At 61.8% G+C, this 15,285-nt stretch carries 15 protein-coding genes; 1 reads left to right on the top strand and 14 read right to left on the bottom strand.

What is annotated here, in order from left to right; all coding sequences use genetic code 11:
• Positions 1 to 283 precede the first annotated feature (283 nt).
• Genes CK228_RS25115 through CK228_RS25075 form a run of 9 tightly spaced genes read right to left on the bottom strand, consistent with a single transcriptional unit; the run spans position 284 to position 8,709 of the window.
• Entirely contained in the window at positions 284 to 1,249 is a 966-nt protein-coding gene (locus CK228_RS25115; protein ID WP_179296044.1) for a class I SAM-dependent methyltransferase, read from the bottom strand.
• A 4-nt stretch (positions 1,250 to 1,253) separates the two neighbouring features.
• A complete protein-coding gene (locus CK228_RS25110) occupies positions 1,254 to 2,231 on the bottom strand; it encodes a GNAT family N-acetyltransferase (protein WP_245438108.1) in 978 nt (325 codons plus the stop codon).
• Positions 2,232 to 2,242: 11 nt separating this feature from the next.
• Positions 2,243 to 3,307, bottom strand: coding sequence for a glycosyltransferase family 4 protein (locus CK228_RS25105; RefSeq protein ID WP_095789614.1), 1,065 nt, complete (start codon positions 3,305 to 3,307; stop codon positions 2,243 to 2,245).
• A complete protein-coding gene (locus tag CK228_RS25100; RefSeq protein WP_245437888.1) occupies positions 3,304 to 4,338 on the bottom strand; it encodes a beta-xylosidase in 1,035 nt (344 codons plus the stop codon). Before CK228_RS25100 ends, CK228_RS25105 begins: the two co-directional genes overlap by 4 nt.
• The gene (locus CK228_RS25095) at positions 4,331 to 5,092 is read right to left on the bottom strand and encodes a TIGR04290 family methyltransferase (RefSeq protein WP_095789663.1); all 762 of its coding nucleotides are present in this window, start codon (positions 5,090 to 5,092) and stop codon (positions 4,331 to 4,333) included. Before CK228_RS25095 ends, CK228_RS25100 begins: the two co-directional genes overlap by 8 nt.
• A gap of 2 nt (positions 5,093 to 5,094) precedes the next feature.
• Positions 5,095 to 5,898, bottom strand: a complete 804-nt coding sequence (locus CK228_RS25090) for a sugar phosphate nucleotidyltransferase (protein WP_095789613.1) — start codon at positions 5,896 to 5,898, stop codon at positions 5,095 to 5,097.
• Positions 5,898 to 6,998: a glycosyltransferase gene (locus tag CK228_RS25085; protein WP_095789612.1), complete on the bottom strand. Its 1,101-nt coding sequence runs from the start codon at positions 6,996 to 6,998 to the stop codon at positions 5,898 to 5,900. Before CK228_RS25085 ends, CK228_RS25090 begins: the two co-directional genes overlap by 1 nt.
• A 14-nt stretch (positions 6,999 to 7,012) precedes the next feature.
• Positions 7,013 to 7,609 (bottom strand): histidine phosphatase family protein, encoded by a 597-nt coding sequence (locus CK228_RS25080; protein ID WP_095789611.1) that lies wholly within the window; start codon positions 7,607 to 7,609, stop codon positions 7,013 to 7,015.
• Positions 7,606 to 8,709: an inositol-3-phosphate synthase gene (locus CK228_RS25075; RefSeq protein WP_095789610.1), complete on the bottom strand. Its 1,104-nt coding sequence runs from the start codon at positions 8,707 to 8,709 to the stop codon at positions 7,606 to 7,608. Before CK228_RS25075 ends, CK228_RS25080 begins: the two co-directional genes overlap by 4 nt.
• Positions 8,710 to 8,778: 69 nt before the next feature.
• On the opposite strand from CK228_RS25075, the gene CK228_RS25070 reads away from it, so the two are divergent.
• Positions 8,779 to 10,605, top strand: a complete 1,827-nt coding sequence (locus tag CK228_RS25070; protein WP_245438107.1) for a hypothetical protein — start codon at positions 8,779 to 8,781, stop codon at positions 10,603 to 10,605.
• A gap of 6 nt (positions 10,606 to 10,611) precedes the next feature.
• Here the strand turns inward: CK228_RS25070 and CK228_RS25065 are convergent, their stop codons facing one another.
• From CK228_RS25065 to CK228_RS25045, 5 genes are all read right to left on the bottom strand, one after another.
• Positions 10,612 to 10,812, bottom strand: a complete 201-nt coding sequence (locus CK228_RS25065) for a hypothetical protein (protein WP_245437890.1) — start codon at positions 10,810 to 10,812, stop codon at positions 10,612 to 10,614.
• An 81-nt stretch (positions 10,813 to 10,893) separates the two neighbouring features.
• Positions 10,894 to 11,940 carry a UDP-glucuronic acid decarboxylase family protein gene (locus CK228_RS25060; protein WP_095789661.1) on the bottom strand — a complete coding sequence of 349 codons (1,047 nt, stop codon included), beginning with the start codon at positions 11,938 to 11,940 and terminating at the stop codon, positions 10,894 to 10,896.
• A gap of 23 nt (positions 11,941 to 11,963) precedes the next feature.
• Positions 11,964 to 13,067 (bottom strand): glycosyltransferase, encoded by a 1,104-nt coding sequence (locus tag CK228_RS25055; RefSeq protein WP_095789608.1) that lies wholly within the window; start codon positions 13,065 to 13,067, stop codon positions 11,964 to 11,966.
• Positions 13,064 to 14,158 (bottom strand): glycosyltransferase, encoded by a 1,095-nt coding sequence (locus CK228_RS25050; RefSeq protein WP_095789607.1) that lies wholly within the window; start codon positions 14,156 to 14,158, stop codon positions 13,064 to 13,066. Before CK228_RS25050 ends, CK228_RS25055 begins: the two co-directional genes overlap by 4 nt.
• The gene (locus CK228_RS25045) at positions 14,155 to 15,285 is read right to left on the bottom strand and encodes a glycosyltransferase (RefSeq protein ID WP_095789606.1); all 1,131 of its coding nucleotides are present in this window, start codon (positions 15,283 to 15,285) and stop codon (positions 14,155 to 14,157) included. The genes CK228_RS25050 and CK228_RS25045 overlap by 4 nt, the downstream gene beginning before the upstream one ends.

The raw sequence follows: 15,285 nt of genomic DNA, 5'->3' as shown, positions 1-15,285 counted from the left end.
CAGTGGCCCTTGCACAGGTTTATTCCCTTGGCCTGATATCGCTGGGGGCCAAAATGCGATGTGACAGCGTTCAATCCTCAGGCAATTAGTTCGCGGCATGGTCCTCATATTGGTCGGACTTGAGGCGATTGCCATCAGGTCCGCGCACTTTGCTTTGCTGTTTTTTGTCGCGATTGGCGAATCACGTTTTCTCCGACCTTGTCTTTGGTACGGTCATCGCGTCAGCCCGGTTCCCTTGCGCTTGCCGGATGCCATAGTTTCCTCTTCGGGTCGGTGACGGTCTTCAGCCTCTTGGTTCGACGTCGGAACTGGCGGCGCGCGGTAATGTTCCACCGCGGCGAGCGAGCAGGAATGCGTCTCCATCCCATGACCGGAATGGCTTCTCGCCGTTGATGACAACCCGCAATTGGTGAGTTTCCGCCAGACGGCCGATGTCGGCGCGGTCCAAAAAAAGAGATCCGCGATAGGAATAGTTCAGAAGGGCCAGCCAGCCCGACCGTTTCAGGACGCGTGCGATCTCATCGAAGTGCCGCTCGGCCATGCCGGCCAGAACCAGATAGGGAAAGCTGTCGACCGCCAGCACGCAATCGAAACTACCATCGTCGAATTCGGTCAGATCGAGACCGGAGGTTTGCCGCAACTCGACATTGCCCAGCGCGGCGCATCGTTCGGAGGCGATGGAAATCATCCGTGAGGATATATCGATGCCGACTATCCGATTGAATGATTTGGAAAGCGCGCGCTCGAAACGGCCGATGCCGCAACCAATGTCCAGAATATCCCGGTCGGTTCCAGTGAAGTCCTGCTCCTTGAGCCATGCAGCGACGTCCTCGGTCATGGCCAACAGCCTTCCGTCATCGCCGAGCGATGCGAGCTGGACACTCGCTGCTTCCGAAATAGCCGCGGCCGCATCGAAGCTCGTGGCCAGCCGCGTGACGACAGCGGCACCGGTCTCATGGTGATCGCGTACGTGCCGAACGGCCTCGCCCGTCGCCCGCAACTTGGCAAACGCGCCGGGTTCGCGGCGAAGCAGCCCGGCCACGTCCTGCAGCCTTTCCGCGTCTCGCGAATCGGAGGGAACGACCTCCCGCACGATCTCCGCCAATTCCGCCACCGCGACTTCCACCTGCAGATGAAGCGCCAGCCTGGCTACGACGGCTTCGGCGCAAACAGCGTCCGCCATGCAGTCTTCTACGACCGCTTTAATCGATCTGCGGCGGTGGGCGGATTTTGACCCGGTTGCCCTCACCCTATCAACTCCGCGTCCAGATCCTGCGCATGGTCCACCTGTCGACGGCGCCCCAGCCATATTTGTAGGCCTCCTGACCACGCAGGAAATCGAACTCGCGGGCACCTTCGCGGATCGATTCCGCGATCGCGTGGCCGATTAAAATCGCGCCTGGACTCTCCTCGGAATAGGCAGGGTCGAAGCCCCCGAGATAGGCATAGGCACGACCGCGATCATGGAAGCCGTAATAGGCGCCGACGGTCCTGCCGTCGATCGCGAACAGCCAGCATCGGACCAAGCCGCGAGCGTCGAGCAAGGGAAGCGAGCGCCTGTGGAATTCTTCTACGGCGACTTTGGCCAACACGCCACCTCCGCGCCCGGTCCAGCGCGCGTCGTGCAGGCGTATTAGATGATCGAGGCAAGCCTGGGGATCGCCGCGTGCGGAGGACAACGCGGTCCGGCCGCGTCTGGACGCGGCCCGGCGCGCCCGCCGCAACTGGCGCCTGCGTCGGGAGGGCACAGAGCCCGTAAGAGTTTCGTCGCCGGCAAGGGCGAGCACGGGGCAAGCGCTATGAGCGACTGGCCGTCCGGCTTTCAGGTCAGGATGCGTGATCGCAAAACCGACACCCCCCTCCGGCAAATCTGACAAGATCCATTGAGACCATTCAACCGAGAGGATCTTGTCGACAACAGCAGCGAGGACCGGAGCCTCGGTGCCGGGAACACAAAGGATATCCAGGTAGTCGCTGAGCGAAATGCCGACCGGAAGCAATTTCGAGCCGTCGATCCCGTGCTCGAGATAGAGCGGCGCCAGCGCCATCAGATCGCCTCCGCGCCAAACCGCGACCATCGCTAGACCTCCGGGCGCGAATGTGCGCCACCATGGCACCAGCCAGGCGGGAGACTGAAACGGGGTCGCCGAAGAACTCTGCTCCCACAGTTTCCACCAGTGTGGCGCAAGCGTTTCGAATTGCGCCGGGTCATCGATGATCTCGCTGCGCAACAAAGCTTCGCTCACGGTGCGATGGCGAGGCGCCTGGCATCTGTGCCAAGTCGCGCCAGCGCATGATAGGCGTCCATGTAAGACGAGATCATTCGCTCCAGCGAAAACCGCCGCCGTGCCTCGGCCCGGCATGCCTCGGCGTCCAGGCTGGACGCCGCAATGATGGCTTGCGCCATCTCCTCGATCGTGTTGACGAGAAAGCCAGTCTTGCCATGCTCGATGACATCGGGCAGCGCACCATGCGGAAAGGCGACCACCGGTGTGCCGCAGGCCAGCGCCTCCATGGCGACAAGCGAACTGGTCTCGGCGGCAAGGCTCGGGATGACCAGACAGCGCGCCGCGTTGAGAAAGCGCCGCTTGGCGGTGAAACCGAGCGGACCAAGGAAGCGTCGGCGGCCGTCGAGGCGGGGTTGGACCTCATCGCGAAAGTAGCGCGTGTGCAGTTCATAGGAATAAACCTTACCGCCGACAACCAGCGGCACACCTGCTTGCTTGGCGGCATCCAGCGCTAGGTGGATGCCCTTTTCCGGACAGATACGGCTGAGAACCAGGGCGAAGTCGCGTTTCGCTTGCGGCAGGCCGAGCGCCTCGATGTCGACGCCGTTCGGAATTGGCGCCGCTAGCCTGGCGCCAGGTGGCGCGGTTTTCTGCTGGGCGGTCGAGACTGCATGAAGCCACACGTCGTCGCGCTTCGGGCGCAATGCCTCGGCCGGATACCAGTCCAGCGGCAGGTGAAGGGTCACCAAGGTCGGGCCGTCGTCTGGCAGATAAGCGTCGAAGTCGATACCATGCAGATGAACCACATCAATCGGCCAATTGGCGCGGGCGGCGGCGATCGCAGCGCGATGAGCCTGCTGCGCGCGGCTCTTGGCCGTTTCGTCGAGCACGCCGCTTTCAGCCGGTATTTCCACAAGCGTGCCGCTCGCGCTGGAGCCCCGGCAGCCGACGACGATTGATCGATTGCCCGCGCGAACCAGCGCTCGGTCAAGCAGCGACAGGACCTGTTCGGCACCCCCAACCGCATCCGGTCCGACAGGCGCGAGAGGATAGGCGACATTGAGGACGGTGAGCGTCATGGCCGGCTGAGCCACGGTGCCAGAGCCAGTGAATTGGTGGCGGAACCGTGAGCTTCTACTCCGGTCGGTTCATCTAATGACGGACCGGGTCGCATGAGGGCCTCACGCGAGGCCCGCTGCGTCGGGCGCGAGGCGGACGTCAGTCCGGGCGCGTATCGGCGGATCATCGTTGCACAGAACTCGGCGAATTCCTCGGGCACCAGGGGAGGGCTGGTGTGGTGAGGCATCATCCCCCGATGTTCGGGCGTGAAGCAGAAGGTGACCGTTACGTCGAAATCGGCGAGTGCCTCCATCTGTCGATCGAACCAGTCCAACGCATTCGGCCTGAAGCTGTCGGCCCAGGAAAGCCCTGTGCGCATGTTGGTAACGCCGAGCCTCTTCATCCAGGCAATAGAGTTGTCCAGTCGCGGGTCCTCGAAATGAAACCACTGCACCAGTCCCATTTCGGGTGTGTAGCGCGGGAATTCCTCAAGCGCCGGCTTCGGCGTGCCGTCCTGGCGCAGCAGCCCCATGTGGAAGTGACGATAATAGGAGGATCCCTCCGCTTCGCGATGCCGTGTCGTGGCTTCCCATTCACGCGGAAGGTCGTAGAGGCTGTACCACTGGATGCGGGGTGCGTTGCCGAGCAGCAATTCGGCGGTTCGCTTGAGGCCCCAGGCCTGTATTTCCTCGGCCCCGAAGGTCGACACGCCGACCTCGCTGACCCAGATGGGGAGATCGGTGACGGCCGCGATCTCACCGATCTTGTGCGGCCATTCCTGAATTTGCCACAGGTTCCAGTCGAGGGGGAAGCCGTGAACCGCGACGGCGTCGACATGGTCCAACACCCCGAATTCCTTCATGCGCGTGATAAAGCCGGGATCTATCGGCGAGATGCCGCCAAGCACTTTTGTCAGAGCTGGGTTCTCGGACGCGATCGCGTCCGCCGATAGGATTGCCATCCTGGCAAAGCGGCTCCAATCGGGGTCGAGCTCAGGGTCCCAATGCGATTTGTTGTTGGGCTCGTTCCAGATCATCGCGGCTTCAATCATGGAGCTTTCCTTTCGACGGATATATCGCGCCACCGCCGGCCGGATCGCCGGCAGCGCGGCAGAAATAGACCTCCTGCTCGGGATGCAGCACGATCTCGAAACCGGCACTGCGCAGCATCGCCTCGGTACAGGCCCGGTTCGGTATCCACCAATTGGTCGGATCGTCGGCATAGCGGTGTTCGATGAAATGCAGCTTGGGAAATTCCGACCGCTCAAACAAATCATGCGTCCAGAAATGATAGTTCTCTTCCAACTCGGGCAGATCCTTGCTGCCGCGTTGCATGGACTGGAAGATCATCAAGTCACCGGCGACGTGCTCACGGATCAGGTCGAGCGCGAGCAGGGGGTGGCGCAGATGGTAAAGCACCCCCATGAACAGCACGACATCGAATGTCTCGCGCAGGGCGCCGACGTCGTAGACCGAAAGTTTCCGGAATTCGATCTCGCAGTCCGCGATCTCGGCGGCAAAGCGGGCCTGTGCCAGATACGCCTCGTCGAAATCTATGCCGAGGACGCGTGTAGCGCCTCGCCGTTTCATCTCGATCGAATAGAAACCCGCATTGCAGCCAATATCCAGCACAGTTTTGCCGGCCAGATCCGCGGGTATGGCATCGGCGAATTTGCGCCATTTGATCAGCGGGTAGTTGCCGAGAAAGTGGTTAGGCGCGGTTTCGACGCCGGCCAGTTCCATGTTGTGGAACCAAGGGCCGAGCGCGTCGATGCGGCGGCGGATTTCGGCATGGGAATGCAACATGGTCACGCTCCTTCCCCCGGAACGACAGGTACATGCGAATGCGCCCCGGACATGATCGTAGTGGGCTGGTGACGAGCGGACGGAACGCCGTCTTCAAGCAACCGCAGGGCTGTGCGATAGCCGTTGAAAGTGCCGACATCGACATAAGCGGACCCTGCCTTGATCCCGTAGGCCACCCCCCCGGTCGCGAGATAGGCGTTGATCAACGTGCCAATATATTCGTCACGACCGTCGCGCTCGCGCCAGAGTGTGGCAAGCCGATGCAGGATCTGGCCAGGCATTTTGAACGCCCCCCAAACCCAATTCGTGGACGCGTCCTGTCGCTTGACCTGGATTTCGATAACGCGCTCGTCATCTTCGGTGACGACGGCGTCGAAGAACTCCGGGCGACCCACCGGGAATAGCAAAAATGAAAGCTGATCGTCAGGCAAATGACAGAACCCGTCCTCGGGAAACCAGATCGTATCCGGAAGGCCGACGAGGACGACCTCGTCGGCCGCGACGAGGGGCGCTGCTCGGAAAATCGCATCGCAGAGACCGACGGGGTTGGGCTGCACCACAAAGAGAGCCGCTGCCTCGCCATAACCGGCGGCGTAGTATTCGAGAATGTCGGATTTGCCCGATCCGATGATGAAGCAAATCTTGTCGACGCCGGCCTGGACCATGCGCCTCACCAGATACTCGCTTACGGCGCAAGGACGTTCGGTCTGACCGTCGATCCGGCTGCCAACCGGCAGCAGCTCCTTCGAGAAGCCGAGCGGTTGGATGCGGCTACCGCGCCCGGCGGCGGGCACAATGCCCAACATCAGACTGCTTCCTCCATCGGTTTGCTGACGGGATTTTGCAAGGCGTCGGCCAGGATTTTGTCCAGTTCCGCTGCACGCTTAGCGGAAGTGTGCTCGCTCAAGACCCGCTCGCGGGCGCGTCTTCGGATGCCGTCAAGTTCGTGCTCCGGCAATTCCAGCGCGGCGACTACGTCATCCGTCTCATGGGCTAGCAGGACTTCGCGGCCGGGTTCGAAGAAGTCCGAAAGGCCTGGCCATACGTCGGTGACGATGGCAGCCCCACACGCGGCCGCTTCGAAGAGGCGCCCCGACGGGCACCAGCCCTTTTGCGCCATAGCTTCCCGGGTGACGTTCAGCGTCAGCCGCGACGACGAGAAGAAGGCCGGATGATCGGCTGGCGGCAAATGCCTGACAAAGAAGATGTTGTCGCTCCACGGGAATTCCTGCGGATATTGCGCGCCGGCAATGATGAAGCGTTGATCAGGCAGGCGCATGGCCGGGCGGACCAGCAGCTTATCGACGCCGGCCTGGCGATCCGTCGCGTAGGTCCCGAGATAGGACAGACCACCGACGAATTCCGCCCGCTTCTCTGCCGGCCGGTGCCGGTCCGGATCAACATGGCCGTAGAGCGGCATCACGCGGCGCGCGCCGAGCACAGTCTTCAGCGCCTCGGTCGCCGGGCCGCCGGTGTAGCTCAGTACAAGGTCATAGTCAGCAAGTCCCTCTGGTCCGAAATAGGGCGGACGCTCGCCGTGCTCGAGGCGGGCAAGCGTCACCGGAGTATCGAGATCGTAAAAGACACGCAGTCCACGACTTGTATGCTGGGCCAGGCGCGAAGCCTCAACGGCGTCGGGACAGTAGGACGTGACGACGACGACGTCCGCTTGCTTCATCGCACGCTCCGCGACGCGGCGGATATCCTCCCAGTCCGGATAGATAACGACGTTGCCTCCATCGAGCTGATCCAGATCGCGGGTCCCGGCATAATAGGGAGTGTCGCATTCGAAAAAGGTGATAGACCAGCCCAGACGGGCGAGCGCGCGGATCAGTCCGCGCCAGAGCGTCGCATGGCCGTTCCCCCATGAAGATGTAACGGTGAGACCGAAAATGACCATCCGCATCGGGAACTTCCTCGTCAGGCAGCTTCATTTAATCGCACGAGCTTTGAGCCCCAGTCGCCCGACACAATCGTCGTGATCGAGGCGGGATCGATGTCGAAGCGAAAGCAGTCGCCGACCGGCAAGTTAAGCACCTTGCAAACGGCCGCCTTGATCACGTCGGCGTGGCTAACCAGGGCGACGCATTCGTTCTGATGCAGCTGGCGGACGCCGTTCATTAGAGAGACGATGCGGTGCTGGACATCCAGCATGGTCTCGCCGCTGGGCGTCCTGGCCTCCTGCCGCTGGTCGTTCCACGCGCGCCAACCGGCGTCGCTGCTCAATTGATCGAAGGTCTTGCCCGACCAGTCGCCGAAATCGATCTCGTCGAGTTCGGCGCAGATCGCGATTTCGCCGACACCGCAAGCGAGTGCGATTGGCAGCGCCGTCTCCTGGGTGCGTTCGCGCGGGCTGCATAGGATGGCCGCGATCGTCTCTCGGGCCATGCGCCCGCCAAGGTGCTCTGCTTGAGCCTTGCCGGACTCGCCGAGGTATACACCGGCCATGCGCCCGGCAAGATATGAGCCGACATTGTCGTGCGCCGCATGGCGGATTAAAAAGAACGTCGTCGTCATTCCGCGGCATCCAGCAGAGGATCGTCCTTGCCGGCGATGAAAGCGAGCGTGCGCTGGCGTGCTTCGGCGTCGGTGAACTGTTCGGGAGGCGACTTCATGAAATAGCTACAAGGGCCTGTCAGCGCGCCGGCGATGCCGCGGTCGAGGGCCAGCTTGGCGCAGCGCACTGCGTCGATCACCACGCCGGCGGAATTGGGCGAATCCCACACCTCCAGCTTCAGCTCGGCATTCAGCGGCACGCCGCCGAAGGTCGTGCCTTCAACGCGGATGTAGGCCCATTTTCGGTCAGTAAGCCAAGGCACATGATCGCTTGGTCCGACGTGAATGTTGCCCGGCTCCAGGGCAACATCGAGCTGGCTGGTTACCGATTGCGTCTTAGAGATCTTCTTCGATTCCAGCCGCTCGCGTTCCAGCATGTTGAGAAAATCGGTGTTGCCGCCGAAATTCAGCTGATAGGTTCGATCGACGCGCACGCCGCGCTCGCGAAAGAGATTGGCCAGCAGCCGGTGCACAATGGTCGCGCCGACCTGGCTCTTGATGTCGTCGCCGACCAGCGGCAGCCCGCGTTGTTCGAAACGCCGGCGCCATTCCGGACGTGAGGCGATGAAAACCGGTATGCAATTGACAAGGGCGCAGCCGGCCTCCAGAGCACATTCAGCATAGAAGCGCGTCGCCTCCTCCGAACCCACCGGAAGGTAGGAGACCACTACGTCGGCTCCGCTGTCGCGCAGGATATCGCTGACATTGGCAACCGGTTCAGGCGCTTCCTCGATTGCGTCGCGCAGGTATTTGCCGATCCCGTCAAGCGTCGGTCCGCGTTCGACGCGAACACCGGTAGTCGGCGCGTCGGCAAAGCGGAACGTGTTGTTCGGGGTGGCGTAGATCGCATCGGCGACGTCGCGGCCAACCTTGTTTTTGGCGACATCGAATGCGCAGACAATCTCGATGTCGTCGACGTGATAGCCACCGAGATCGGCATGCATCAGCCCCGGGATCGGTTCGTTGCTTTTTGCATCACGATAGTAGGAGAGTCCCTGCACCAGGGAGGATGCGCAATTGCCAAGCCCGACGATACCAACACGAACCTTTTTCGATCCCACGAAACTGCCGCCTTATGCTGTTCAAAGGTAAGTTCCTTGCGCCGAACCGCCACAGCGCCAGAATGTTCCTTGGTCTATCGAAAAATTGCGCGAGGCGGCATGGATCGAAGCTGCACCCGCCGCGTTGCCCGCACGACAAAAATCGGAAATCGGTCGATGATCGTCTACGGCGACAGCAAGCGGACCCAGAACGCAGCACAACTTCAAAAGACAGCGATCGAACTGGCCCAAAGCCTCGATCGGATGCCTTGCGGCATCCGGCGCCATGCTGCATTGGTCGGGTTATTCATCAGTGCGTCGGAGCTGGTTCAGGGGCTCGCCGATGCCGACTTCAAGGTCCTGGGCGTCGACACCAATTCGCCTTCACAACGGCTAGGCGCCGAGTTGCTGGTCGGACTTGCGGCAGAGGTGGCGAGATCGTGGCGAAGTGGGTTCGTCGTGGGCGCCGGCATCGATTCGCGACTTCTCCAATTGCTGGCCGGGCTCGATTGCAAGGCAGAAATTTTGACCGGCTCGGCCGAAGGCTACGCACATTATGCGCTTTATCCAGAGAGTTATCTCGGCGCGGGGCGGGAGTCGGGTCTCGATGCGAACACATGCGTGATCGGCATCCGCAGCATCGGCCTGGGGCTGGCGGCCATGGTGGCGGCCGCGATCGGTGCGCCGGCGCCCATTAGCGTGCGCCCGATCGGCCATCCTTTCGATCGGCGGGTCAATGCCGATCCGCGGCTGGTTGCTGCCTGGAGGAGTGAGCCCAGGGCTCGCTTCGCTGTCGTCGATGAAGGTCCCGGCCTGTCGGGAAGTTCGATCCACGCTGTCGTCGCGTGGCTGAGAAAACAGGGCATAGATACGGAGCGCATTCACCTGTTCCCCAGCCATTCGGGCGATCCGGGGGCCGAAGCGTCGCCGGATGTTCGGGAGACATGGGGACGCTGCCGCAAGCAAGTGGCGATGACGTTCGAACGCACCTTTCCCGAAAGCTCGCAAACGCTGCGCGATTGGGTAGCCGAGGTGGTTGGCAGTCCGAAATTGCGCTTGACCGAAATATCCGGCGGAGCGTGGCGCCCCCTTCACTACGCCGACGAAAGGCGCTGGCCACCGAGCGCACGCGGCACTGAACGGCGAAAGTTCCTGGCCTCCGCAGATCAAGATCGCTGGCTCGTCAAATTTGTCGGCCTCGGCAAAACTGGGCTGCGCAAGATGGAAGCCGCCAAGATGTTGCATCACGCCGGATTCGGATCGCAAGTCATGGGGTTCTGCCACGGTTTTCTGGTCGAACGGTGGACCGATGGCACCACGATGGATCAGCTACCGCTGTCCAGGCAGAGACTTGTCGCGGCGGTCACACGCTATCTGGCCTGGCGCGCGACCAGTCTGCGAACCAGCGAACCCGGTGCATCATTGCTCGCGCTGGCGGAGATGGCCGTTCACAATGCTTCCGAAGCCTTGGGCGAAAGCCAGGCGGCGAGACTGCGAACCTGGTTCTCGAAGCAGACGCCCACACAGGTATCGGAACGGGTCGAGATCGACGGCAGGCTGCATCCCTGGGAGTTTCTGGTCGGTTCCGATGGCACGCTGATCAAGACGGATGCTGTCGACCATTGCCGAGGACACGATCTGATCGGCTGCCAGCCGATAGAATGGGACCTTGCCGGCGCCTGCGTAGAATATGGGCTGTCCAAAGCCGAGGCGGCGACGTTGATCGGCGGCATGGGTAGCAGCGTTGACGCCGGACTCATCGATTATTTCAAACCTTGCTATTTGGCGTTTCAGCTCGGGTTGTGGAGCATGGCCGCTCAATCCGAAAATGGCCGGGAAAGAGCAAGGCTGGAAGAGACGGCAAACCGATATGAGGCAGGACTGACACAGTTCCTGGGCCAGGCCATGAAGGTATAGTCGCCGTCAATCCAGGCTTCGCAGCATGTCTGCTTCCTGCTCAAGAATACTGGCCACCTCCTCCCGCTGCAGATGCGTCATCATCAGGCTGACACAGCACTCCAGATAGGTGATCGAGGCTCGCCGCAGATACGCAGCCGTCTCTCGTTCCGCCATCTTGTCGATATCGGTCCGAGATTGCTTGGGGTACATGAGGAGGTCCTCCATTATGTGGTCCTCTCGTCAAACCAAAAGATTGCGCGGATGTTCCACGCGAATCGATGCGAAGATGTGACTGGGGTCCCGGCATCAGGCAGGGAGGTTCTGCAGCCCGCCTGACGTGGGTCTCGTCCTTGCCGAACGTCCTGCCATTTGATCGCCGATCGAGCCGCCTTCAAGCATGGCGAAATAGCTGATCGTCCGCGCGAGCCCCTCGTTGAGCGACACTCTTGGCGTCCAGCCGAGCAGCGCTTTTGCGCGCGAGATGTCGGGCTGCCGGCGTCGAGGATCATCCTGCGGCAGCGGCAGGAACGTCATATCCGATTTGGTGCCGGTCATAGCCTTCACCAATGCCGCCAGCCGCACAATGGTGAATTCGCCGGGGTTGCCCAAATTGACCGGCTTGCCCGGATTGGGGTTGATATCCATGAGACTCATCAACCCGTCGATTAGATCGGAGACGTAGCAGAAAGATCGCGTCTGCATGCCGTCGCCGAAAATCGTCAGCGGGCGCTTCTCGAGCGCCTGCATGATCAGGTTCGAAACGATGCGGCCGTCCGCCGGATCCATCCTCGGCCCGTAGGTGTTGAAGATACGCGCGACACGAACGTCGGCCTTCCCGGCTCGCAGATAATCGAAGCAGAGTGTCTCGGCCGTGCGCTTGCCCTCGTCGTAGCAGGCGCGTGGGCCGGTGCAGTTCACATGGCCGACATAGTCTTCCCTCTGCGGATGTTGCTCCGGATCGCCATACACTTCACTCGTAGAGGCCTGCAGCAATCCCGCGTCGTTGCGCGCGGCGAGTTCGAGCAGGTTCAACGTTCCGATGACGCAGGTTCGCGTGGTGTGGATCGGATCGGCCTGGTAACGCGGCGGCGAGGCGGCGCATGCCAGGTTGAAGATGCGATCCACCGGCTCGCCAAGGTCCAATGGACGGCAGATATCCTGCTCGATCAACCGGAAACTCGGCTGGTCCATGATCGCGTTGATGTTCTCCATGCGACCGGTAAGAAAATTGTCGGCGCAGATCACACGCCAGCCATCGCGTAACAATGCTTCGCAAAGATGCGAACCGAGGAAGCCCGCGCCACCGGCGACGAGCACCGTCTTTGCCCTTTGCGCCTTTTTTGATTGTCGCATCGCGATTTTCTCCTGTCTGCCAGTCATGCTGCACTTCCGATATCGAGATCGAGGACCACCGCCCCCTTTTGCGTAAGCGCCGTGATAAATTCGCAAGCCCGGGCCACACCGGTATGGGAAGCAAGGACGAGTTCGCGTGCCCGTTCGGCCATGGCCAGACGTGTCCGAGCCGATTCCCGCGATAGGATCGCGACGACCTTGTCCGCCTTCTTGGCCGTGTGGATCGTCGATGAGGGAAAGAAGCTGTCGAGGCCTGGCCAGCGGTCGCTGATGATCGGCGTGCCGCAAGCAGCGGCTTCGAAAAGGCGCACGCTGGGCGACCATCCCGCCGCAATCATGGAACTGCGTGTGACGTTCAGCGTGTAGCGCTGACGGCTGTAGAATGCGGCATGATCGGCCGGCGGCAAGTGTTCAATGCGCTCGACATTGTCGGGCCAGTCGATGTCGGACGGATATTGCGAGCCAGCCACGACAAAACGCCGATCCGGCATGCGCCGTGCCGGCTCGAGCAGAAGTGCATTGAGCGTGGCTTGCCGGTCGGCGCTGTAGGTGCCGAGATAGCCGAGGTCCCAGCCGATTGGATCGGCGGTGTGGTGATGTCGTTCCGGATCGACCGAACAGTAGAGCGGCTCGGCTCGGCGTGCGCCGAAGGTCTGTGTCAGATCGGTCAGCATCGGGCCACCGGCAAAAGAGAAATAGATGTCGAAGTAGGGGATCTGGCGCCAGCTCAGATAGTCGCAATCGTCCGCCGACAGCTTCGCCAGGGTCACGGGTGTGTCGATGTCGTAAAAGCAGAGTTGTCCTTTGCAAAGTGAAGCGACGGTGTCGATCACCGCGCGGCCTTCCGGCACGAAAGAGCCGATCACCACGACATCGGCCTGTTGCAGACACCGGCCGTAGTCGCGTTGCAGTGCCTGCACAGTTTCATAGTAGCGCAAGGCGCAGAAATCCGGATCGCGCAAATCGCGGTGATTGGCGTACCACGGCACATCGCGCTCCAGAAAAGTCACGCGATGGCCGAGTTGGTGGAGGCCTTTCAGCAGACCTCGAAAGGTGGTGGCATGACCGTTTCCCCAAGACGAGGAAAGCGACAGGCCGAGAAAGACAATGTCCAGCTGCTTGGTCATTCGGCCGCCTCCACGGTCCCGTGCGTCAAATGCCGTTTGAAGACCGCATCAGCCACGGCCGCCCGCAACGCGTAGGTATGATCGGCGAGAACGCGTCGAAGTGCGGCCTGGCCGATCGCCTTTGCCCGGACAGGCGTCAGCGCCTGCATGATTTCGGCGACATCGCCGCCGTCGCGCGCCACAAGGATCTCCTCGTCGGGTTTCAGGAACAGCTCGACGCCGAGCCAGGCATCGGTGATCAGGCAGGCGCCGGCGCCGGCCGCCTCGAAGACACGCGTGGCGGGTGAAAAGCCGTTCGCGGCCATGCTGTCGCGGCTGATGTTCAGCACCGCCTTTGGCGTGACATTGAAGGCGTTGTGATCACAGGTGCCGACATGGCCGAGCCAGTCGACATTGGCGGGGAGCGGCTTGTCGCCCCACCCAGATCCGCCGAGCAGAAAACGTTGTTCCGGCAGCCGGCTCGCAGGATCGAGGAAGAACGATCCCACGCGCGCTTCACGATCCGGCAGCCTGTTTCCGAGGAACGCCAGGTCGCAGGCAAAACGCGCATTGCTGGCGACCGGGTGGTGCGTTTCGGGATCGAGTGCATTGTAGATTGGCACGCACTCGTTCGCGCCCAGGGCGCGATAGGCCCAGACCACGGGATCGCCGCCGCCATAGGTCAGCACAAGATCGATTTCTTGCAGCGCACGATGCAGCGGATGGTCCGGCTCGTCGCGCAGCTGGGCGAGCGTCGCCGGCGCGTCGACGTCCCAGAACACGATGAGCGCATCGCTGCGGGCGTAGCCGAGCACGGCGCGCAGCAGCGCCTCATCCTCGAAGCCGACGCCACTCGCCTTGACAACGATATCGGCCTCGGCGGCACGCGCCGCAACCTGCATCAGGGCTTGATGGGTTGCCTCGTAGACGACGACAGAGCACCAGTTCGGCGCCTCGATGTCGCGGTTCTTCTGCCGGTCATAGACGTCAGGCTCGTAGAAAGTGATTTCGTAGCCCAGTTGCGAAAGCGCCTTCAGCAATCCTCGGTAATAGGTTGCGGCGCCGTTCCAATAGGAGGACAAAAGGCTCGATCCATAGAATGCGATCTTCATGCAACGGCTTCCTTTGCGGCGGTCAGCTCGGCGGTGTGCAGGGTCGTGCATTGCCAAAGCACGTCGAACAACTCGTCGACGCGGTGATGGCAGGTATGCCGCGAGCGGATGGTCTCAAGGCCCGAGGTCATTAGGGAAGCCGCAAAATCGGGATCGGCCAACACCGCCTGGAGGTGTTGCCGCATTTGCGATCCATCCTCGGCAAACAGGAAGTCGACGCCGGGTCTGAAAAGCTGCTCGACATCGGACCATGGCGCTGAAATCAGCGGGATGCCGCAGGCAAGTGCCTCGAACATGCGGATTGTCGGAATTCCGGGCAAGCCTTCACGATAAGGACGCCGCGGGACGTGCACCGTCACACGATGCGCGGCGAACGCCTTCGGCACGTCGGCATTGGCGATCCACCCTTCGTAGCGCAGACCGGCGGCAGCCAGATCGGCAAGTGCCCGTTCGGGATAGCGGACACCGTGAACAGTGGCCTGAAGACCCAGATCGCGCACCGGTCCGATCAGGAACTCCTTGAGTTCAGCCGTCCGCTCGTCGTCGCCCCAGTTTCCGATCCAGACCAGGTCGGACGTCGCGTGCATTTCCGGGTGCGGTTTGAACAGCCGATCGTCCGCCGCTTCATGCCAGGTGAAGACACGCTTGCCCCAGCCGGCGCGCAGATAGCTCTCGCGTAGCGCTTCGCCAAACGCGAGAACGCCATCATAATGTTCCAGGCGCAGCGCCGACATGGCCTCGGTGGCGGACACGGCGCGGTGATGTGTGTCGTGAAACAGCAAGGTGAATTTGCCGCCATCGGCCCGGGCACGGCCGATGCGAGCGACAAGCTCCGGGTCGGTCCATTCGTGGACGATCACCACGTCGGCCTCCGCGATCCATGCTTCATGGTCGAACCCGGCATCATAGGTCACCGGCATCAGTTCGGGGAAATCCTTGCGAAAACGTTCGATCGCGAAGGATCCCTTCTCGGCCAGCAAGTTCGATCGGCTCCAGCCGTCAGCCGGCTCCAGAGCGATGGCCTGATGCCGGCGCGCCACCAGTTCGCGCATGACGCCTCGAAGGAAATGGGCGTTGCCATGGTTCCAGTCGGAGACGAGCGAGTGGGTGTAGAATAAAAAGCGCAT

Origin of the sequence: Mesorhizobium sp. WSM4312, from assembly GCF_002294875.1 — a bacterium.
Classification (GTDB): domain Bacteria; phylum Pseudomonadota; class Alphaproteobacteria; order Rhizobiales; family Rhizobiaceae; genus Mesorhizobium.
The sequence above is the reverse complement of the archived record's forward strand: the minus strand, read 5'-3'. Positions and strand labels throughout refer to the sequence as shown.